Genomic DNA, 20,017 nt, shown 5'->3' on the forward strand with positions numbered 1-20,017 from the left:
TTTAAGTTTACTCATTTAAAATTAAGTTAGAAATCAAGAAATATGTTAGGGGCATAAAAATGGTCAGGCCAATATTATTCAGTACTTTACTTGCTGCCAGCATGTTGCAAATGAGTGCCAGTGCTTCTGTCGATTATAATATTGCGAAGGGCTTGGCTCCTCTGGCAAAAGACCAGTCAATCAAAAAACTACAATCGTTTAAAGGCGATTTTCGTATTCTAGGTTCGAAAATTTATACCAGTGATGAACAGGCCAAGTTTTCACCGATTGATTATGCCGTGAGCTGGGGGTTGTTTGCCGAGCCTGAAATTGCACGTCATATATCGGTCAATCAATATGACCGCTTTTTAAACTGGAAGATTGATCGCCTGCCGGTGCCTGCCGAACAAGCCATGCAAATGGTCTCGAATATGCACATCATTCCTGCCAACCCTCAAATTGCCAAACAGATTAAACATGTGAAACGCGGTGATTTGGTGCGGCTAAAAGGCGAGCTGGTGGAAATTAAAGACAGAAATTTGGTCTGGACGTCATCCTTGACCCCGACAGATACTGGAGATGGTGCCTGTGAGTTATTCCGTGTCAGTTCAATTGAATGGATTGAACGGGTGAAAGGCTAACCGTTTTTTTATAACAAGATGATGAAAAGACTAAATTTATGAAATCTTTAGCACTCAGTTTTGCTGCAATTCTAGGATTCGGCATGGTGGGGTGTAGCAGTATGAGTCCAACGGTAGATGGAAAAACCCATAGTTACTCATTAGACACTCAATGCCCGGCTTTGCTGGAAATGAACGTGGGACAGATCCTGAAACTTATCCTGCCCGAGAATCCGACTACAGGATATGTCTGGCAAGTGGCCGAGCCGCAGAGCATTTTAAAAGTGGAAGAAATTTATCGGCAAGATCAAGTGAAAAGCCAGCAACCGATGCTGGGTGTAGGTGGACAAAAACTGTTTATATTTACTGCACTGCAACCGGGTGAAGCATGGATTCACGTGAAACATAGCCGTGCGTGGGAACAAAATCCGGTAGATGAGTGGCGTTGCCGGGTCAGAATTTCCTGATTTAAGTTTTTTTAGATTCTTGGGGAAAGGGGGGATTTATTGATTTTCTAAATCCCTCCCGACCTCCCTTTTTGAAAGGGAGGAGTAAAAAGCCCGCTTTAATAAAGCGGGCTTTTTTATATTCTAAGATGTATATAAGTAACTTATTTCGCTGTTAATGCCTGACGGTCAAACTGAATACCATCCCAGCCATTTTGCATAAACTGGCGAATGTTCTGGTGGTCTGTGGCTTCAGGAGTCGCTAACACGGCAGCATAATGTTCAGCAAACAGGCTTAGGGTTTGTGCCTGATCTAAACCATTAAGTTGGGCAAAAGAAAATACTTTGGCACTGCCTTGGTTTTCCGTTGCAGCATTGGCCTGTTTGCCATTTTGAAAAGCTGTAGGGCTATGCTGATAACGTGCATCAATATATGCAATCACGTCTGCAAATTTGATTTCACCTGCCTGAAGCTGTGCCAATAAATCCTGAGCCATAATTTCCTCAATTCATAGAAAAAAGTTTAAAAACCGCGTGACTATAACAATTTTCACGGCATCATTTCATTACTATTTCAACGCATTTGTACGCTATAGTGAACAAAAGATTTATATCATCTTGATCTTTAACTCAATCACATTGGAACAGATATGAATTGGCTACTGGTAGCTTTAGGGGGAGCAGTCGGCGCAAGTTTGCGTTATGGTGCAGGGGTATTTTTATTTAAACCGAGCAGCGGATTTCCGTGGACGACATGGTGGATCAATATCTTTGGCTGTCTGCTTGCCGGTATTTTCTTTGCTTATAGCCAGAAATTTCCTGTTTTGCAAAATGAAGCACGTCTGTTTTTGATGGTTGGTATTTTAGGCGGCTTTACCACTTTTTCCAGTTTTGGTCTGGAAACCTTTCAACTGCTGAAGCATGGACAAATTGCACTGGCTTTAGGCTATGCCATTTCCAGTGTGATTACAGGAATTATTGTGTTGGCGCTCGGTTTTTACCTGTTTCAGGGTTTATTGCAGAGTCGATAACAGCTCAAAATTTTTGTCATATCAGAAAAAAAGAAGCCCAAGCTGGAGGATATGGCTTGGGCTTTTCAAGTCTTAAGATTAACCTTGAAATCTTAAAACAGTATGAATTTAATGTGAGCGTTTGAAACGTGCGAAACGTTTATTAAAGCTTGCTACACGGCCTTCATTGCTAGTTTGACGTTGTTCACCGGTATAAAACGGATGCGAGGCACTGGAAATATCCAGAGTCACATAAGGATAAGTCTGGCCTTCATATTCACGTGTCTGGGTTGGTTTTAACGTGCTGCCAATAACAAAATAGACATCTGCATTGGTATCGTGGAACAGTACCTGTTGATAGTCGGGGTGGATATCTGGACGCATACATTTCTCCATCGTATATTTTAAATTTAAAGAAATGTTATAACATAACAATTATCAAGTCAAATAAAACCCGGGCACTATGGGTGAACCGGGTGGGTGCGGCTTGATCAGACTCGAGGCGGCACCAGCTCCTCAAATAAATCATTCAGGTTATCATTCACTTTTAAATGAATTAAATTCCAGTAATGTCCGGAAACCGTGCGGTTAACCATTAAGGTATCCGGTGAAGGCTTAAACACATCCCAATATTTTAATGACGGTTTCAGCAGTTCGACGCCATCATGATGGGCAGAGTTTTCGGCAAAATCGTAATGGGTGATCAGCGGACGCATCAACACTTCCAGCCACTGGCGATATAGATCTTCAGGAAACTTGCCTTGCGTGGTGATGGAATGCAGGTCATCCAGCTTCTGTTCCATTTCGGCAATATTGCCTTCACGGGCGGCATTAATCAGGGTCTTGAAATTCGAGACAATTTCAGTAGACAGGGTTTTGACACCGCCATAGTCGTAAATAATCACCGTCCCATCTTCACGAAAGGCAAAGTTGCCCGGATGCGGGTCACAGTGGAAACGTTTTAGATAGAAAATTTCCTGACCAATGGCACGGAGCAGGCGGCGACCCAGTTCATTACGGGTGTCTTGAGACCAGGTACTGGCCGTTTCGATGCTTTCGCCCTGTTCCAGGCTTAAAGTCAGAATATGACGCGAAGAATAGTCACTATAGACTTGAGGAATAATAATTTTATTGTCTAATGTTTGATGAAATGCACGTGCGACTTCTAAGTTTTGCGCCTCAATCTCATAGTTCAGCTCATTATCCAGACTGTCCTGAATTTCCTTAAACAGCTGATCTTGCAACTTGCGGTCAATTTTCAGTACACCCATTAAGCGCAAGGCCAGACGCACCTGTTTCAGGTCACTTTCACAGGCCTCATCCACACCCGGATATTGCACTTTCACCACCACCTGCTGACCGTTCGGCAAGATGGCTTTATGCACCTGCCCGATAGAGGCAGCCGCAAAAGGCTGTTCATCAAAACTTTTAAAGATTTTCAGGAGCGGTTTACTCAGTTCTTTTTCGACTTGTGCTTTAATTTCAGCAAAAGGCATGGCTGGAGCCTGACGCTGTAACTTGCTAATGGCACGCGCTACTTCTGGTGGGAAGATGTCTTTGTATTGTGAAGCAATTTGCCCCACTTTCATCACCGCACCTTTCATTTCACCCAAGGTGTCCGCAATCTGAAGGCCGATATCCTGAAAAAGTTTAGTGCGCGAAGCATTTTTTTGTTCTTCATCGGCATTAAAATTTTTAATCGAGTTTGACACGGTTTTAGTTGCAATACTCGCCGTCATACTGGCAAGTTTCATAAAGCGACGACCGGGGGTCCTAGCCGTTTTTGCCATGCGATATTCCTCAGCATCATCATAGATGGTTTTTAATGATCATAGGCGTTAAACAGGATATTGCCTACTTGAAATTGTTAAAAGCTGCACTTTTACAGTGAGATTATCAAAAAATAGACAATTTTTGAGTGGCTAAATAACTGAAATATGGTGGATTATTTTTATATTTATGCTGTACTGATCTCATCCCTTTTCCCATAAAAAGGGATGAATCTATTTAATTTTTAAGGCATTTTCAGGCGATGGTTGATTTTGTATAAACGGGTTAATAACAAGATACAGGCCACACTTAAACCGACAATCAAACCCACCCAGACACCAGCAGCCTGCATTTGGGTAAAGCGTGCCAGATAAACCCCAACCGGGAAGGCAATGACCCAATAGGCAATCATGGTGATCCACATCGGACCTTTGGTGTCCTGCATGCCTCGCAGGCAACCTGCGGCACTGACTTGCCAGGCATCCATCAGCTGATAGGCCATGGCAAACAGCAGCAGATATAGCGCGACCTGAGTGACCTCGTAATCTGAGGTGTAAATTGACACAATTTCTGGCCGGAAAAACCAGATCAGCGCCATGGTAGCGAAGGCAAAAACAGTGCCGGTGGCTAGACCCAGATATTGTACCTTATGCATCGCCAGCCAGTTTTTTTCCCCATAATAGGTACCTACACGAATGGTCAGTGCAATGGCCAGCGACATAGGAATCATAAATAATTGCGAGGTCACGGACATGGCAATCTGGTGGGCGGCCACCAGGGTTTCGCCCAAAGGACTGAGCACAATGGCTGCGGTACTGAACAGGCTCACTTCAAAAAAGATGGCCAGGCCAATCGGGAAACCGAGTCTTAAAATACGCTTGATCCAGTCCGGATTGATTTTTTCAAATGCGGCAAAGGGCTGTGTTTTTTTGTAGGCCGAAGCTTTTAAGACATAGGTTGCAAGTGCAATAAACATCAGCCATTGCAAAATCGCCGTGGCAAAACCACAACCGGCTGAACCTAACTCCGGAATTGGTCCCCAGCCATACATAAAAATAAAGTTAAGCGGAACCAGAATAATTAATGCAATCAGGCTAATCGCTGTCACGGGACGTGGATGCCCCAGCGCTTCCGAATAGCCACGCAGCGCTGCATACATGGTCACAGCGGGCATACCTAGACCAATAGCATGCAGGAACAAACTGGCTTTGGGCAGCAAGACTTCTGGTACGCCTAAAACAGGCAATAAAAATGGCATGATCTGTAAAATCAGTGCAGCGATGATGCCCAGAATCAGAGCGATCCATAGCGATTGCCGTGCAATACTGGCAATTTTTTCCGGCGTACGTGCGCCGTTGGCTTCTGCAACCAAAGGCGTGGTGGCAATCATGATGCCGCTAAACAGCAGCATGACTGGAATCCACAAACCTACCCCGACAGCAATTGCGGCCAGATCAACCGGAGACAGATGTCCGGCCATAATGGTATCAATCAGTCCCAAACCGGCCTGGGAAAATTGAGTGACCAGAATCGGAATCATCAAATGAAAGAGCTGTTTTAATTCATAACGGGTCGTTGTAACCGACGAGACATTCGACACAAAAATTACTCATCATGTGCTTAGAATAATGAGGGGTTAGCGTTGTAAAGTGAGAAGCACACCAATAAAAATCACTACGCCACCTAACAGGCGTTGCCAGTTCACCGGTGTTTTTTCTGTGCCCAGTAAACCAAAATGATCCAGAATCATTGAAGTGACCAGTTGACCAAAAATAATCAAACCGGACAGAGTGAGAAAACCAAGTTTGGGCGCAGCATAAATACTGAGGCTAATGGCATATACCCCAAGAAATCCACCCAACCATAAATACCATGGCAGTTGCACAAACGTGGCAAAACCCGGTTTTTCTACCGGCTGAAAAAACACCAATATGGCCAGCAGTATTGTACCAACCAGAAAAGATAAAAGGGCAGCTTGTAAAGGTGAATTTAAATATTCTCTCAACTGGCTATTAATAGCCGTTTGAAAAGTAAGCGCGATACCAATCCCCAGGGTCAGCGGGATGAATAACAACAACTGAGCAGATATTTTCATCATTCTAACAATTTAATTCTTCAGTAGTTTTCCCTAGTGTACCGATATTCATTGTGAGATTTCAGCAGCGTCTTGATAGAGTCATGTTAAAATACAAATCTTCCTGTCCTACATATTTTGAGCTTGTTCCTTGGCTGAATTAAATCCTGCACTGGTTCCTTTATCTTTATACATTCATATGCCGTGGTGTGTGCGTAAGTGTCCGTATTGTGACTTTAACTCGCATGCCGTACCGGATGGAAAACTGTCTTTAGCTTTGGAACAGCAATATTTACAGGCTTTGGTCGAAGACTTTAAAACCCAGGTCGATTTTGCCCAGGGGCGTCAGATTCATAGCGTGTTTATTGGTGGAGGTACGCCGTCACTGATTTCTGCAAAGGGTTATCAATGGCTATTTAGCCAGTTAAAAAGCTTAATTCCTTTTGAAGATGGCTGTGAAATTACCCTGGAAGCCAATCCGGGAACGGTGGAGCATGACCCCTTTGTGGGATATTTAGAGGCTGGAATAAACCGTCTTTCTATTGGTGTGCAGAGTTTTAATAGCGATCAGCTGCAAAAATTAGGGCGTATTCACAGTAATGATGATGCGATTAATGCCATTCAGCATGCCCGTGAAGCAGGCTTTGAACGCGTTAATGTCGACTTGATGCATGGCTTGCCAGAACAAACGCTAGAACAGGCTTTGTATGATTTAAAACTGGCGGTGGAAAATGGTGCCACGCATGTGTCGTGGTATCAATTGACCATTGAACCGAATACCGTATTTTTCCGTACCCAGCCGGTTTTACCCGTTGAGGATGTGCTGGAAGATATTCAGCAACAGGGTGAAGCCTACCTAAAGGCCAATGGTTTTGTGAACTATGAAGTTTCAGCCTGGCGTAAGGAAAAACCCTCTGCGCATAATTTAAATTACTGGCAGTTTGGCGATTATCTGGCCATTGGGGCAGGGGCACACGCTAAAGTGACGCGACACGATGGTGTGTACCGTTTCCAGAAAACCCGTTTGCCGAAGGACTATTTGGCTAAAGTGCCGGCTGAACATCTACAGTTTAAACGTATTGAAGATGAAGACATGCCGTTTGAATTTATGATGAATGCGCTACGGTTAAATCAGGGCGTGGCTGCCAAACTGTATGCTGAACGTACAGGTTTGAATTTAGCAAGTTTGGATGAACTTTTAAATTCATTACGTTCACGTCAGTTGATGGTTGAAGATGAAAACCGTTTGTCTTGTACCGAGCAGGGGCATGTGTTTTTAAATTCGGTGCTGGAAGCATTTCTGTGACTTGCAATTAATCCTTCGGTTGATGTTCGAATGCAATACAGAAGCTGGAGATATGGGCGATTGAATTTCCATTCAACTGCATAGAAGGGAGAGTGAGGTTTTTAGTTTTCTATGTAGCTTTGTCTGAACGTTAAAAACAAAAAAAGCACTATCAAAGTGCTTTTTTATCGATGTTACTTATTATAAAGCAACAATATTTACAGCATTCGGGCCTTTTTGACCTTGCGCAATACTGAATGATACATGCTGACCTTCAAACAATGTTTTAAAGCCAGAATTTGCAATTTCACTGAAATGAGCAAATACATCTGGACCAGATTCTTGTTGAATGAAACCGAAACCTTTAGTTTCGTTAAACCATTTTACTGTACCGTTAACTGTATTAGACATAATATAACCTATCGAATTTTAATAATTTTTAGCCATCTTAAATGACTGATATTAACTTTGAAAATAATAATGAATTGAGCTTAAGATCTGAAAAAAGCGAAGGATTATGACTAAAACTGCGATACTTAAAGAAGATTTACTAAACAAGATTTTTTCTAGTTGAGTTAATCATACATGAAATAAATAAATATTCAAGTTTTTTATATATATTATAATTTTTTTTTATAAAAATAATCGTTAAACAAACCAGATATTAAATAAATTAAATTTATTCAATTACTTATTTTTAAAACCAAGATGCTTGTTTTTCTATTGATTGCTGGTTCTAGCTCAGCATTGTTTCCTGTTCCGCAGTAAGTCATGCCAATAGGCAAGTGAAAAGAAACGTTTGCTACATATTGTGCAACCATGTCCACATCTCAAAAGCGATTTAAACTGGGGCGACTTTCTGTAGGTGAAGGGTAATTAACTGAATGGGGGGCAGAAAAGATATATTCGCCTTCGTTGAACTGCGGGCATACGGCTACTTGCCTGCAGATGAAACAATATTTAAATCGAAGAGCCGAGGAGAATATTCAGGGCGTAAATAAACAGCGGCATCAAGTTTCCACTCAATAGTGAAAATGCTCGGCTTTGTAAGCTCTGACGTACATTGATTTAGGGATTTTGCGGATTGGAACAGCCGTTCTTTTTTCTTAAGATCAAGTCATACAGGAACAGGATATTCCGGAACAGAAAACAACAATAATACGTTCAAACACCAGGACTGTGAGGCAAGACAGGAGTCATGCTTAATCAACCCATAAGAAAAACCCCGGCATCCTGCCGGGGTTTTTCTTTGCCATTGCGTCATGCTCATTAGCTGTACTGATGAGCACTATCCCATTTTTGGGACTGGCTACCGCAATATGGATACAATCAGTAAATCCTCCGCAAGGGTATTATTTGATATAAGTGCTTTTATGGAATATGGCTTGAAAAAAAAGAGCACCGAAGTGCTCTTTTATTTTGACTTAAACTTTACAGTTTAGTAGTCAAAGCTAAAGTGTTCAGGTGCCAGTGAAGTCATGGTCTTGGATGGATTGACCATCGCTTCGGCATGACCCTGAGTACGTGGCAGCAGGCGTTCAAAGTAGAAATCAGCTGTTTTGATTTTTGCTTTGTAGAATTCAGGCACTTCCTGACCTTCACCCGAAGCCAGTTTTGCCGAAGCCACTGCAGCTTGCTGTGCCCAGAAGTAAGCCATCATCACATAACCTGAGAACATCAAGAAATCAACCGATGCAGATGACACGATGTCGCGGTCTTTACGTGCCGCCAGCATAATACGAACGGTGAGAGCATTCCATTGTGCGCAAAGCTTGGTCAAGTCCCAGGCAAAACGGCGCATGTATTTGTTACGCGCATGCTGACCACAGAATTTCAGGATTTCAGCCGTGTAATCGCGAATCACTTTACCTCTAGAGGTTAACAGGACTTTACGGCCAATCAGGTCAAGTGCCTGTACACCGGTGGTCCCTTCGTACAGGGTAGAGATACGTGAGTCACGAACAATCTGTTCCATGCCCCATTCTTTGATGTAGCCATGACCGCCGTAGACTTGCATACCGTGGTTGGCAGCTTCAAAACCCAATTCAGTCAAAAAACCTTTCAGGATAGGGGTGTAGAAACCCAGGTGATCATCATGTGCTTCATATGCTGCAGTATCACCCTGTATTAAGGCATCAGCCATTTTGTCGGCAATTTGTGCGGCGTAATAAATCATTGCACGACCGCCTTCAGCAATCGCTTTTTGAGTGAGTAGCATACGACGAACGTCAGCATGGTGAATGATCGCATCAGCCACTTTTTCAGGGTCTTTCTTACCTGAAAGGGCACGCATGGACATACGCTCCTTGGCATAAGGAAGTGCGCCCTGGAATGACAGTTCAGCATGGGCAATGCCCTGGATCGCGGTACCGATACGCGCAGTGTTCATGAAAGTGAACATGGCATGCAAGCCTTTGTGTGGCTCGCCAATCAGGTAACCCGTTGCATTGTCAAAGTTTAAAACGGCGGTTGCAGAAGCGCGAATCCCCATTTTGTGTTCGATTGAACCACAGCTGACAGGGTTGCGCTCACCCACTGTACCATCTGCATTGACCAGGAATTTTGGCACAATGAATAGCGAAATACCTTTGGTCCCGGCAGGCGCATCTGGAAGGCGGGCAAGCACGATATGAACGATGTTTTCTGTTAAATCGTGTTCACCGGCAGAGATAAAGATTTTCGTGCCCGAAATGGCATAGGTACCATCTGCCTTGGGTTCCGCCTTGGTTTTGACCTGGCCTAAGTCCGTACCACATTGTGGTTCGGTAAGACACATCGTACCTGACCATTCTCCTGTCACCAGGTTAGGCATATAGGTGTTTTTTTGTGCTTCAGTACCAAACTGAAGAATGGTGTTCATACAGCCGACGCTTAAACCTGGATACATCTGGAAGGCCCAGTTTGCAGTACCCATCATTTCTGATTTGATCAGGTTTAAAGATTGCGGCAGATTTTGACCGCCAAATTCTTCAGGGAAAGACAAACCTTGCCAGCCGCCTTGCACGAACTGGTCATAGGCTTCTTTAAAGCCTTTTGGGGTTTTGACTTCACCATTTTCAAAGTGACAGCCTTCTTCATCACCCGATTGGTTGAGTGGAGAAAGTACGTTTTCACAGAAATCTGCCGCACTTTCAAGAATCATGTCTACAGTGTCAGCATCCGCTGCTTCACCATTTGAAAGCGTTTTGTAGTGTGCCGGGTAATCAAGCACTTCGTTCATTAAAAAACGAATATCATGCAAAGGGGCTTTATATGCTGGCATAGTCTTAATCCTAATTTAGAAATAGTTCTGGATTATCTGTATCGATACCTTGATTATTCACATTTATCATCAAAAAACATTGATAAGGATAGCGATTAAAAATGTCAGAAATGCGAATTATAAAATATGCTCGACCCAATAGTATCAACATCCTATTATGTTATATTGGGTTGTAATTCTGTAGCTTAGAACAGAATAAAGTATAATGAATATAAGGCGTTTACATGTGAAGGCACAACTAAAATATTTAACTTTTTGTCTTTGTAGTCTCAGTTTCTCAGGCTGTTCACAGCATGTCATAAAGACCAATCCGAATCAGGTGGCAACTGTAGAGCAAAGAGCGATTCATGGTCTAAATGCGATGTTTGAAACATCCAGTTATGATTTTCGGGGCAAGCTCAGTGTACAGTCTAGTCCGGACATAGGACGTCAAAAAGCACAGCAGCAAGTCAATCCGGCGATAGCATTTGAACCGGCATTGAAAAAACGTTTAGATCAATATTTAAAAGCGCGGAATATCCGTTTAAACAGCACTGAAAAACAAAACCTGTATGCCGCTATGGCGAAACAGCAGCAAGGGCATGCGGACAGTTTTGCTTCAGAGGACAAGCTGAGTTCATTCAATATTTTTGCATTGAATTTACTCAATAATACGCAATTTGAATATGATGGTTCTGTGCATTATCGAGAAAAGACCGCTGCTTTAAACTTGGCAGCCCGTTATGAAAAGCCGACCTTGCTGGTGCAAATGAAAGTACCGATGGTGGTCGATTTTAAAGAATATAAATTTTATACCAATTATTTTTCTTTGATGCCGTATTTGGTGAATAAAGACAGTCAAAACAGCTTTGCCTATATTGATTTCTCGAAATATAAAGCTGATTTTGAACGGGTAAATGTAGCGAAGTTGGCTGATTATTTAAAAGCGGTAAATGCCTTGCCATATATTTTGGCTGATGCTAGACAAATCAAAAGCCTGCCACTGAGCGTTGCAGAGAAGAACGGTCAGTTGACTGAAAAAATACGTTTTAGCAGCACCTTGGAAGAACTGATGTTGCAAATGGCCTTGTTTGAACAGGTGAATGAGCCGTATTTAAAGCGCTCCGTGCTGGGCTATACCACAGCTACTAAAGTGAGCGATGCCGGGAGTGAAAAGCAGGCGGGAGAGGCTGTAACCCAGGCTGTGGAAGATACTGCTTCACCTGTGCAAGCAGGTAAAGCTGATGCTGTGGCTCAAGATGACACAGCCTACAGTGCAACACTTGCCTTGCGTGAACTGGTCAGCGATAAACTTTATGGTTCAGCCGATTCACTGGTAGACGAAGAGGATGTAGCGCTAGAAACAGAAACGGATGATGAAAGCCCGACAGAACAAGACACTGCTGATGAAACTATTACTCTTACAGTAGACGACTGCCAGCGTATAATTGCTACGCCAAAAACAGCCCAAGTCGGTGATTTAACATACTGCATTTTTGCTTATGAATTAGATGCTTTTAAGCGTGTTGAACCGGTACAGATCACGGCTTCGGTTGAAGCAAAGGACCGTTCGGTACACGAAAAATTAGCCTTGGTCTTTGCACCGTATGTTTCTGAACAGTTTATAGATGCAGCGCATTTTGCTGAGCTGTGGGCAACGCACCAGCCTGAAATTCGTCAGGTTCTAGCGGCAAGTTCGCCAGCTAAAAAGACCCCGATACAAATAGATGTCGGTTTAGATGCTCAGGGACGTGCGGCACAGGTCGATTATGCTGTGCAATTCCTTACTGAAAAGTACGGTAAAATTGATGTACAGGCCGATATGCGTGTATTTAATTATGGGCAAGCCAGCAAAATTGACCGTGCTGCATTGCGCGATGCCAAGTCGATTCAAGAGGTGAGCAAAGGTTCAATTTTAGAAAAATGGGTGAAAGATGTAGGGCGAACTCTGGAGCAGCCAGCTGCTGTGATCGAAGGAACTAAAGCCGAAGCACCCGCCTTAAGCTATGAGGATGAGTTGAATCTGTTGGCCGATAAAACCTATCAGCAAGCCCAGTCGTTCAGTCAAACCTACCAAACCTTATTTTTGCTCGATATGGCTGCAGAGCAAAGTGAGTGGGTGAAAAACCTTAGTCCGCAAACCTTGCAAGAAATGGCAGAGGTGTATGCCTACTGGTTTAGCGATGAACAGTATTATGATCCTAAAGGCAAAGAACTTGAGCGCATTAAGGCCTTACAGAAAAAGCATCATCTTGAGGATGACAGCCAATTCAACCGGGCTATAGGCAGCCATGTTAATACCTTGACTGAGCGTGCTGTAGGCGAAGGTAAGGTCGCTGCAGCTTGGCACCAAGCCGCGAAGCAGTATAAGCAGCCACAGCATATTTTTGCCCAGCAATACCTGAAAGCATACCGGGAGGAATATCCGGACAATGCCGCCGACTCGCGTGTGCTCAAAGAAACTGCGCAGATTTTGGGGCAAAGCTATATCGACAGCAAGCATGGAAAATTAAGTCAGAAAACGATTCAAGACCTGACCTTTCAACATGCTGAAGTTATTAATTATGAAATATATATGGAAGTGTATGAAAATATGCAGAAATATGTAAAATAAACAGGAAGATGGTTCAAAAGAACCTCAGATCATCCTGAGGTTCTTTTGATGAATGTTAGTTAAAGAAAGTCTTTTAATTCAGGTTTAATGCCGTTCCAGATATAAAAAGCTTCAATCGCCTGTCCAACCAGCATGCCATAACCTTCTGAGGTCGGAACACCGCGGGCTTTGGCTTGATCTAAAAAGCTAGATGGCTTGCCATAGGCCATTTCATAGGCATGCTCAAATTGTAAAGCTTCAGGTAAAACCAAGGCATCGCCGGTTAAACTTGCCGAAGTTGCATTAATGACAATGTCAAAATGACCAGCCAGATCATTTAAAGAAATGGCTTCAAGGGTGGCTTGCGGCACAGCGGGTTTTAAGTCGGTAACCAGTTGTTCTGCACGGGCTAAAGTCCGGTTAGCGATGACGATTTTTTTCGCACCCGCCTGTACCAAGGGGTAGATGACACCACGGGTTGCACCGCCCGCACCAATAATTAACAGCTCGCTATTGTCGAGTTTCCAATCTAGGGCCTTGATGGCATCGACCAGACCTTGACCATCGGTATTGTCGCCATACAGCTTGCCATCCTGCATCCATAGGGTATTGACTGCCTTGGCAATTTTGGCACGTTCAGTTAATACGGCACAGGCTGCAAAAGCTTGCTCTTTGAAGGGCACGGTCACGTTCATACCCATACCACCCTGAGCAAAAAACTCCTGGATATTGGCTACAAAGCCATCCAGTGGCGCAAGGCGTTTGCTATAGCTCAGGTCAATGCCAGTTTTTTTGGCAAAAGCATGATGCAGTTCTGGAGAACGTGATTGTTCGATTGGATTGCCAATCACGGCAAATTGTTTGCTCATTTCACAAGGTCCGTGTGCGGAAATGGCATTCAATATACGTGATTTTTCCCGCGGGCTAAAGCCACTACGGAAAGGAAAAATGACAAAGAAGAAAGAAGAGGGGAAATCGTTAAAGCGATAAAGTTAAATCCTGTTAAGGATTACAAATTTCGCGAATGGTATCTTCCAGCCACATGGCTGCAGTAAAAAATAGGGCAAAACCTGCAAATACGCTAAAGCTAATCGACACGCTGTCTGCAAGGGTGCTATGTGAAAGCAAGGTAATGGTGATAGAACACACGATCAGGGTTAAAATACACCAAAATAAAATCACCTTATTATTTAACATTGTGTTGAGCATCGTTTCTCCTTCAAGCATACTTTTTTGTATTTATCCATGCTGATTAAATCAGTATAGGTCATGAATATCATGATCCAGTCTAAACGATTTTTGTGACACACTCGTGTCTAGTGCTGTAAGGAAATATGTCAGTTTTTCTTGCATTAATAGCCTAGTTAATTGTCTTAATTAAATTAAAATATTGATTTTAATTATTTAAATACTTGAATATTGATTTGATTTCAAAAGTTATTTCAGTGAAAAATCCCTTTTTCTGTAGGAAAAAAGGGATAAAAACTTTTTTTATTTTTTAAGTTCAGTCAACCAGTCATGCGGTTTGAGATAATAGTCGGTTAAGCATTTTTCAGGTGAATTTTCCTCCCATTCGGGACGATACGACCAGGCTGCTAATGGGGGCATACTGACCAAAATCGATTCAATTCGACCGCCGGTTTGTAGACCAAATAAAGTGCCACGGTCATAGACCAGGTTATATTCGACATAACGGCCACGACGATAAAGCTGGAAATCGCGCTGTGCTTCGCTATACGGTTTATCCTGATTGCGTTGAAAGATGGGAACAATCGCTTCCAGGTAACCATTGCCGACAGCCTGCATATACTGAAAGCAGGTTTCAAAGTCCCACTGATTTAAATCATCAAAAAATAAGCCGCCAATACCACGCTGTTCGTCGCGATGTTTTAAATAGAAATAATCATCACACCATTTTTTGTGTTCTGCATACACCGTATCACCAAATGGCGCGCAAAGATCATGGGCCTTTTGATGCCAAGTCAAAACATCTTCATCATTCGGATAAAATGGTGTTAAGTCGAAACCGCCACCAAACCACCACACTGGATCCTGACCTTCTTTTTCGGCCACGAACAGGCGCACGTTGGCATGTGAAGTCGGCACATTGGGATTCTTCGGATGAATCACCAAAGACACACCCATAGCCTGGGCTTTAGCACCGGCAATTTGTGGATGGCGTTCTGTGGCAGAAGCGGGGAGTTTAGCAATGTTGATGTGCGAGAACATGACCCCGCCTTTTTCAATGACGCTGCCGTTTTGCAAAACACGTGAACGGCCGCCACCGCCTTCAGGGCGCTGCCAGTCATCAATTTCAAACCGGGCTGTGCCGCCTCCTTGTTGTTCTTGTTGTTCAAGTGGCGAGCAAATACGGCTTTGCAGATCAAGCAGGAATTCGCGAACGCGTTGAATATCGGCAGATGTAGGATGCTGCATCAAAGCCCTCATAGCGGAAAAGAAAACTGAGACACATCAAAGCATAAATTGTATAAAAGAGTAAGGATTTTTATACAGCATGTTTTTTTATTGAAATATGGAGACATTCATTTTGTTCGGACTTTGATTGGAGGTGGGCGCTGAAAAATATCCCGACTAGATCACTAGGTTGAATTCTATAAGCAAGCCCAGCAAAATGAGTTGAATATGTGATGCAAAATATGGGTTCGGTTATAAGTATAACCGGCTGTTGCAGTAGAGAGTGGATAGCAACGATGACGCGTTCTTTAATTCAAAAATATAATGTGCCGGGACCCCGTTATACCAGTTATCCAACGGTGCCGTATTGGGAAGCCGAGCCATTTTCGCTTGATCTGTGGAAACAGAGCTTAAAACGTTCCTTTGATGAATCCAACCAGAGTGAAGGCATTAGTCTGTATATCCATCTGCCATTTTGTGAAAGCCTATGTACTTTCTGCGGTTGCCATAAAAAAGTGACCAAAAAGCATGAGATGGAACAGCCTTATATTCAGGCTGTGCTGAAAGAATGGGACTTGTATTGCCAGTTGCTGGTAACAAAGCCGAAAATTAAAGAAATTCATTTGGGCGGCGGCACACCGACCTTCTTTTCGGTTGAGCATTTACAACAGTTAATTCAGGGCATCTTGGCAAAGGCAGAGGTGGCTGCCGAGCATGAATTCAGTTTTGAAGGGCATCCTAACAATACCACCCGTGAACATTTGCAAGCCTTATATGATCTGGGCTTTCGTCGGGTCAGTTACGGAGTTCAGGACTACAATGAAACGGTGCAAAAAGCCATCCACCGGATGCAGCCTTTTGAACATGTACAGCGTGTAACGGAGTGGGCACGTGAAATTGGTTATACGTCCATTTCACATGATCTGGTTTTTGGTCTGCCTTTTCAGAGTTTGCAAGATGTGCTGAATACCATTGATCAAACCAATCGGTTAAGGCCGGACCGTTTGGCGTTTTATAGCTATGCCCATGTTCCATGGATTAAGGGCAATGGCCAGCGTGGTTTTAAAGATGCTGATGTACCGAAAGATGAAATAAAACGCCAGTGCTATGAAGAAGGAAAGAATAAGTTACTGGCGCAAGGTTATCATGAAATTGGTATGGATCATTTTGCTCTAGAAAAAGACAGTATGTGCCAGTCCTTTAAACAGGGTACTTTACATCGTAATTTTATGGGCTATACCGCATCCAAAACCCAAGTGATGATTGGCCTGGGTATTTCTTCGATTAGCGACAGCTGGTACAGCTTTGCACAAAATGAAAAAAAACTGGAAGACTACTATGCACGTCTAGAGCAAAATGAAATTCCGGTGATCAAAGGCCATGTGCTGAGTACAGAAGATTTGATGATCCGTAAACATATCTTGAACTTGATGTGTACTTTTACTACATCTTGGGCATCGAAAGAGATGCAATTTCCTGAATTGCCCGAGGTTTTGCGGCAACTTGCAGAAATGCAGCAGGATCAGTTGTTACAGATTGATGAGCAGGGCATTACCGTGACTGAACAAGGTAAGCCTTTTGTTCGTAATATCTGTATGGCTTTTGATTTACGCCTAAAACGCCGTATACCAGAGAATCGAATTTTTTCGATGACGATTTAAATCCCTACAAACTTCCCTTTTAAAAAAGACAACTCCCTCCTTTAGCAAAGGAGGGTTGGGGTTGATTTGTATAAAGTCGGAGTGGATTTGTAAAAAGGATATTAAAAATCGCCTTTCTTATACATATGCGCCATGCGTTCATGCTTGGTTTTTAGATATTCTGCATTGAAAGGATTTAAACCGACAGTTAGCGGCACACGGTCCACCACATCAATGCCCAGTTCTTGTAGTGCCTGAATCTTTGAAGGGTTATTGGTAATCAGTTTAACCTGCTTGACCTTTAAATGGTCGAGCATGATGGTACACATGTCATAGTGTCGTGCATCCGCGGGCAAATTCAGCATCAAGTTGGCATCAACCGTATCGTGTCCCTGATCTTGCAGGGCATAGGCACGAATCTTGTTGGTTAGTCCAATACCGCGACCTTCCTGACGTAAATACAGAATCACGCCTTGACCGACTTCATTAATCAGTTTCTGGGTGGCTTGCAGTTGCGGGCCGCAATCGCATTTCAGTGAAGCAAAGGCATCACCGGTTAAACACTCAGAATGTATTCTCACCAATACCGGCCCGACAGGCGGCATATCCAGACCTTTAGACAGTGCTACATGTTCTTCACCCGTTTTAGGATCTTGAAATACCGTGATTTTAAATTCACCAAAAGCGGTTGGTAATCTTGAAGTCGCGACAAATTCTATGGGCACTGCTTAACTCGTTAAATAGTTTATTAATTAGCTAAAGTATAGCTGAATGATTGGACATTAGTTGAATTGTAAAGATGAATTTATGCAGAAGATTTTCTTTTTTGTATAAAGCGAACGATAATGGTTGATAAATAGTAAGATTATTCAGGATAATCTCGCTCATGAACAAACACCCAGTGTAGAGATTTGCCTCTAAACTGCATCGCTAGAAATGTGGCTGATTTAAAGGTGATACAATTCGATCATTATGCTCGAATAAACCCATTGACCTAGCTTAGGATTTGCCAGGCTTTAGAAGGCTTCGCCATTTATGTTGTATACAGAAATACCGACTCACCGACCTGTAACTCCGTTGCTGAATGCGATTGATCATCCGCAACAATTACGATTGCTCGAGCGCAGCCAATTAGAACAAGTGGCAGATGAGTTACGTCAGTACATTTTGTATGCAGCAGGACAAAGCGGTGGACACTTTGGTGCTAATCTGGGGGTGATCGAACTCACTGTGGCTTTGCACTATTGTTTTAATACGCCGCATGACCGTCTGATCTGGGATGTGGGTCATCAGGCCTATCCGCATAAAGCTTTGACTGGTCGCCGTGAACAGTTGACTACCATTCGTGCCAAAGACGGTTTGGCTGCCTTCCCGGCGCGTGAAGAATCGATATTCGATACTTTTGGCGTGGGACATTCTTCAACAGCCATTTCTGCGGGATTGGGCATGGCACTGGCACGCCGTTATCAGAATGATCCGTGTGAAGTGGTGTCGATTATTGGCGATGGTGCCATGACGGCCGGTATGGCCTTCGAAGCCATGAATGATGCCGTTGCACATAATGCAGATTTAATCGTGGTATTGAATGATAATGACATGTCTATTTCATGCAGTACCGGTGGATTTGCCAAACATTTGGCTGCCATTTGGGAACGTGGCGAGTCGGTGAATGTTACTGATGAGGGTGATGCGTATATACAGCCGCATCCGGAATGGACTTACAATTCCCGTTTGCACTGTGCTGCCACTGAAGCTGCAGATAATCTGTTTAAAGCCATTGGTTTTGACTATTTTGGCCCATTTGACGGTCATGATGTCAATCAATTGGTACAGGTATTTAATGCCCTAAAAAAACGTAAAGGTCCGCGTTTAATTCATGTCTATACCAAAAAAGGTAAGGGTTTTGCACCAGCAGAAGCCGATCAGATTAAATACCATGCCATCAGTAAATTAAATACTGTATCTTCAAGCAATGCAGCACCGAAATATTCCGATGTGTTTGGACAATGGCTCTGTGATGAAGCTGCCCAAGATCAGCGTTTGTTGGCGATTACGCCAGCTATGTGTGAAGGTTCGGGCATGGTACAGTTTGCCAAACAGTTCCCGGAACGCTTTTTTGATGTGGCGATTGCCGAACAGCATGCCGTGACCTTGGCGGCAGGGATGGCCTGTGAGGGCTTAAAACCGGTCGTAGCGATTTATTCGACTTTCCTGCAACGCGGTTATGACCAGCTGATTCATGATGTGGCCTTGCAAAATCTGGATGTCACTTTTGGCATCGACCGTGCCGGGCTGGTGGGTGAAGATGGTCCAACCCATGCCGGTGCTTATGACTATGCCTTTATGCGTACCGTACCCAATATGGTGATTATGGCGCCTAAAGATGAAAATGAATGTCGTCAAATGCTGCATACTGCTTATTTATACAATGGTCCAGCGGCGGTACGTTACCCGCGTGGCAATGGTGTAGGGGTTGAAATTCAGCAACAAATGACGGCTTTGGAGATTGGTAAAGCAGAAATTGTGACCAGTTTTAATGAATCTCAAGAAGAGCAGATCAGCATTCTGGCATTCGGTAGCCGTGTCAGTGTGGCGGTAGAAGCAGCACAAACACTCGCTGCTAGCCATGAGGTGGGAGTGCGTGTGGTGAATATGCGCTTCGTTAAACCGCTGGATGAGCAGATTATTGAACAGTTGGCTGCGACAACCAGTCTATTTGTCACTGTTGAAGAACATGCGGTAATGGCAGGCGCAGGTAGTGCGGTAAACGAGTATTTGGCGCAGGCGCAAATTGTTAAACCAATCTTGAATTTGGGGCTGGCAGACATCTTCATGCATCAGGCTTCACATGCACAGATGCTGCAACAAGCCGGGCTGGATGCCAAAGGAATTGAAAAATCAGTTGAATTGGCCTGGTCAAAGCTTATGCAGTCGGTGTCCTGAT

At 43.5% G+C, this 20,017-nt stretch carries 18 protein-coding genes; 7 read left to right on the forward strand and 11 right to left on the reverse strand.

Going from position 1 to position 20,017, the window contains the following annotated elements; translation table 11 throughout:
- Positions 1–59 precede the first annotated feature (59 nt).
- Together ABJ384_RS01725 and ABJ384_RS01730 are read left to right on the forward strand one after the other, a co-directional pair.
- Positions 60–620, forward strand: coding sequence for a hypothetical protein (locus ABJ384_RS01725; RefSeq protein ID WP_180042152.1), 561 nt, complete (start codon positions 60–62; stop codon positions 618–620).
- 38 nt (positions 621–658) lie between these two features.
- Positions 659–1,066, forward strand: a complete 408-nt coding sequence (locus ABJ384_RS01730; protein WP_349928544.1) for a protease inhibitor I42 family protein — start codon at positions 659–661, stop codon at positions 1,064–1,066.
- 143 nt (positions 1,067–1,209) lie between these two features.
- Here ABJ384_RS01730 and ABJ384_RS01735 read toward each other — a convergent pair whose 3' ends face one another.
- Positions 1,210–1,542, reverse strand: coding sequence for a HopJ type III effector protein (locus ABJ384_RS01735; protein ID WP_349928546.1), 333 nt, complete (start codon positions 1,540–1,542; stop codon positions 1,210–1,212).
- A gap of 153 nt (positions 1,543–1,695) precedes the next feature.
- On the opposite strand from ABJ384_RS01735, the gene crcB reads away from it, so the two are divergent.
- Positions 1,696–2,076 carry a fluoride efflux transporter CrcB gene (crcB, locus tag ABJ384_RS01740; RefSeq protein ID WP_166168661.1) on the forward strand — a complete coding sequence of 127 codons (381 nt, stop codon included), beginning with the start codon at positions 1,696–1,698 and terminating at the stop codon, positions 2,074–2,076.
- Between the two features lie 108 nt (positions 2,077–2,184).
- On the opposite strand, the gene ABJ384_RS01745 is transcribed toward crcB, so the two are convergent.
- From ABJ384_RS01745 to ABJ384_RS01760, 4 genes are all read right to left on the reverse strand, one after another.
- Positions 2,185–2,439 carry a type B 50S ribosomal protein L31 gene (locus tag ABJ384_RS01745; protein ID WP_166168663.1) on the reverse strand — a complete coding sequence of 85 codons (255 nt, stop codon included), beginning with the start codon at positions 2,437–2,439 and terminating at the stop codon, positions 2,185–2,187.
- Between the two features lie 107 nt (positions 2,440–2,546).
- Complete coding sequence (locus ABJ384_RS01750) at positions 2,547–3,845, reverse strand: AarF/ABC1/UbiB kinase family protein (protein ID WP_349928547.1); 1,299 nt, start codon at positions 3,843–3,845, stop codon at positions 2,547–2,549.
- A 224-nt stretch (positions 3,846–4,069) separates the two neighbouring features.
- Positions 4,070–5,425 (reverse strand): MATE family efflux transporter, encoded by a 1,356-nt coding sequence (locus tag ABJ384_RS01755; protein WP_349928548.1) that lies wholly within the window; start codon positions 5,423–5,425, stop codon positions 4,070–4,072.
- Between the two features lie 36 nt (positions 5,426–5,461).
- Positions 5,462–5,923 (reverse strand): DMT family transporter, encoded by a 462-nt coding sequence (locus ABJ384_RS01760; RefSeq protein WP_300047560.1) that lies wholly within the window; start codon positions 5,921–5,923, stop codon positions 5,462–5,464.
- A 127-nt stretch (positions 5,924–6,050) separates the two neighbouring features.
- On the opposite strand from ABJ384_RS01760, the gene hemW reads away from it, so the two are divergent.
- Positions 6,051–7,205: a radical SAM family heme chaperone HemW gene (hemW, locus tag ABJ384_RS01765; RefSeq protein WP_349928549.1), complete on the forward strand. Its 1,155-nt coding sequence runs from the start codon at positions 6,051–6,053 to the stop codon at positions 7,203–7,205.
- A gap of 180 nt (positions 7,206–7,385) precedes the next feature.
- On the opposite strand, the gene ABJ384_RS01770 is transcribed toward hemW, so the two are convergent.
- Positions 7,386–7,595, reverse strand: a complete 210-nt coding sequence (locus ABJ384_RS01770; protein ID WP_086195804.1) for a cold-shock protein — start codon at positions 7,593–7,595, stop codon at positions 7,386–7,388.
- Between the two features lie 1,027 nt (positions 7,596–8,622).
- On the reverse strand, positions 8,623–10,446 hold the full coding sequence (locus tag ABJ384_RS01775; RefSeq protein WP_349928550.1) for an acyl-CoA dehydrogenase C-terminal domain-containing protein: 1,824 nt from the start codon (positions 10,444–10,446) through the stop codon (positions 8,623–8,625).
- Positions 10,447–10,672: 226 nt separating this feature from the next.
- Here ABJ384_RS01775 and ABJ384_RS01780 point away from each other — a divergent pair, with 226 nt between their 5' ends.
- Positions 10,673–13,039, forward strand: coding sequence for a hypothetical protein (locus tag ABJ384_RS01780; protein WP_349928552.1), 2,367 nt, complete (start codon positions 10,673–10,675; stop codon positions 13,037–13,039).
- A 59-nt stretch (positions 13,040–13,098) separates the two neighbouring features.
- On the opposite strand, the gene aroE is transcribed toward ABJ384_RS01780, so the two are convergent.
- The 3 genes from aroE to hemF form a co-directional block, all read right to left on the reverse strand.
- Positions 13,099–13,887, reverse strand: a complete 789-nt coding sequence (gene aroE / locus ABJ384_RS01785) for a shikimate dehydrogenase (RefSeq protein WP_300046095.1) — start codon at positions 13,885–13,887, stop codon at positions 13,099–13,101.
- Between the two features lie 133 nt (positions 13,888–14,020).
- Positions 14,021–14,227 carry a hypothetical protein gene (locus ABJ384_RS01790; protein WP_300046093.1) on the reverse strand — a complete coding sequence of 69 codons (207 nt, stop codon included), beginning with the start codon at positions 14,225–14,227 and terminating at the stop codon, positions 14,021–14,023.
- Between the two features lie 282 nt (positions 14,228–14,509).
- Positions 14,510–15,454: an oxygen-dependent coproporphyrinogen oxidase gene (gene hemF, locus ABJ384_RS01795; RefSeq protein WP_349928554.1), complete on the reverse strand. Its 945-nt coding sequence runs from the start codon at positions 15,452–15,454 to the stop codon at positions 14,510–14,512.
- Positions 15,455–15,729: 275 nt separating this feature from the next.
- On the opposite strand from hemF, the gene hemN reads away from it, so the two are divergent.
- Positions 15,730–17,094 (forward strand): oxygen-independent coproporphyrinogen III oxidase, encoded by a 1,365-nt coding sequence (gene hemN, locus ABJ384_RS01800; protein WP_349928556.1) that lies wholly within the window; start codon positions 15,730–15,732, stop codon positions 17,092–17,094.
- A gap of 101 nt (positions 17,095–17,195) precedes the next feature.
- Here the strand turns inward: hemN and ribA are convergent, their stop codons facing one another.
- The gene (gene ribA, locus ABJ384_RS01805; RefSeq protein WP_349928558.1) at positions 17,196–17,798 is read right to left on the reverse strand and encodes a GTP cyclohydrolase II; all 603 of its coding nucleotides are present in this window, start codon (positions 17,796–17,798) and stop codon (positions 17,196–17,198) included.
- A gap of 310 nt (positions 17,799–18,108) precedes the next feature.
- On the opposite strand from ribA, the gene dxs reads away from it, so the two are divergent.
- Complete coding sequence (dxs, locus tag ABJ384_RS01810; protein ID WP_349928560.1) at positions 18,109–20,016, forward strand: 1-deoxy-D-xylulose-5-phosphate synthase; 1,908 nt, start codon at positions 18,109–18,111, stop codon at positions 20,014–20,016.
- The last annotated feature ends 1 nt before the right edge of the window (position 20,017 follow it).

The organism is Acinetobacter sp. A1-4-2, from assembly GCF_040233925.1.
Taxonomy (GTDB): Bacteria; Pseudomonadota; Gammaproteobacteria; order Pseudomonadales; family Moraxellaceae; genus Acinetobacter.

What these genes read in the sequence shown, in the direction of transcription:
- ABJ384_RS01725 (WP_180042152.1), top strand. Translation starts at nt 60, where the DNA reads ATGGTCAGGCCAATATTATTCAGTACTTTACTTGCTGCCAGCATGTTG.
- ABJ384_RS01730 (WP_349928544.1), top strand. Translation starts at nt 659, where the DNA reads ATGAAATCTTTAGCACTCAGTTTTGCTGCAATTCTAGGATTCGGCATG.
- ABJ384_RS01735 (WP_349928546.1), bottom strand. Translation starts at nt 1,542, where the DNA reads ATGGCTCAGGATTTATTGGCACAGCTTCAGGCAGGTGAAATCAAATTT.
- crcB (WP_166168661.1), top strand. Translation starts at nt 1,696, where the DNA reads ATGAATTGGCTACTGGTAGCTTTAGGGGGAGCAGTCGGCGCAAGTTTG.
- ABJ384_RS01745 (WP_166168663.1), bottom strand. Translation starts at nt 2,439, where the DNA reads ATGCGTCCAGATATCCACCCCGACTATCAACAGGTACTGTTCCACGAT.
- ABJ384_RS01750 (WP_349928547.1), bottom strand. Translation starts at nt 3,845, where the DNA reads ATGGCAAAAACGGCTAGGACCCCCGGTCGTCGCTTTATGAAACTTGCC.
- ABJ384_RS01760 (WP_300047560.1), bottom strand. Translation starts at nt 5,923, where the DNA reads ATGATGAAAATATCTGCTCAGTTGTTGTTATTCATCCCGCTGACCCTG.
- ABJ384_RS01770 (WP_086195804.1), bottom strand. Translation starts at nt 7,595, where the DNA reads ATGTCTAATACAGTTAACGGTACAGTAAAATGGTTTAACGAAACTAAA.
- ABJ384_RS01775 (WP_349928550.1), bottom strand. Translation starts at nt 10,446, where the DNA reads ATGCCAGCATATAAAGCCCCTTTGCATGATATTCGTTTTTTAATGAAC.
- aroE (WP_300046095.1), bottom strand. Translation starts at nt 13,887, where the DNA reads ATGAGCAAACAATTTGCCGTGATTGGCAATCCAATCGAACAATCACGT.
- ABJ384_RS01790 (WP_300046093.1), bottom strand. Translation starts at nt 14,227, where the DNA reads ATGCTCAACACAATGTTAAATAATAAGGTGATTTTATTTTGGTGTATT.
- hemF (WP_349928554.1), bottom strand. Translation starts at nt 15,454, where the DNA reads ATGCAGCATCCTACATCTGCCGATATTCAACGCGTTCGCGAATTCCTG.
- hemN (WP_349928556.1), top strand. Translation starts at nt 15,730, where the DNA reads ATGACGCGTTCTTTAATTCAAAAATATAATGTGCCGGGACCCCGTTAT.
- dxs (WP_349928560.1), top strand. Translation starts at nt 18,109, where the DNA reads ATGTTGTATACAGAAATACCGACTCACCGACCTGTAACTCCGTTGCTG.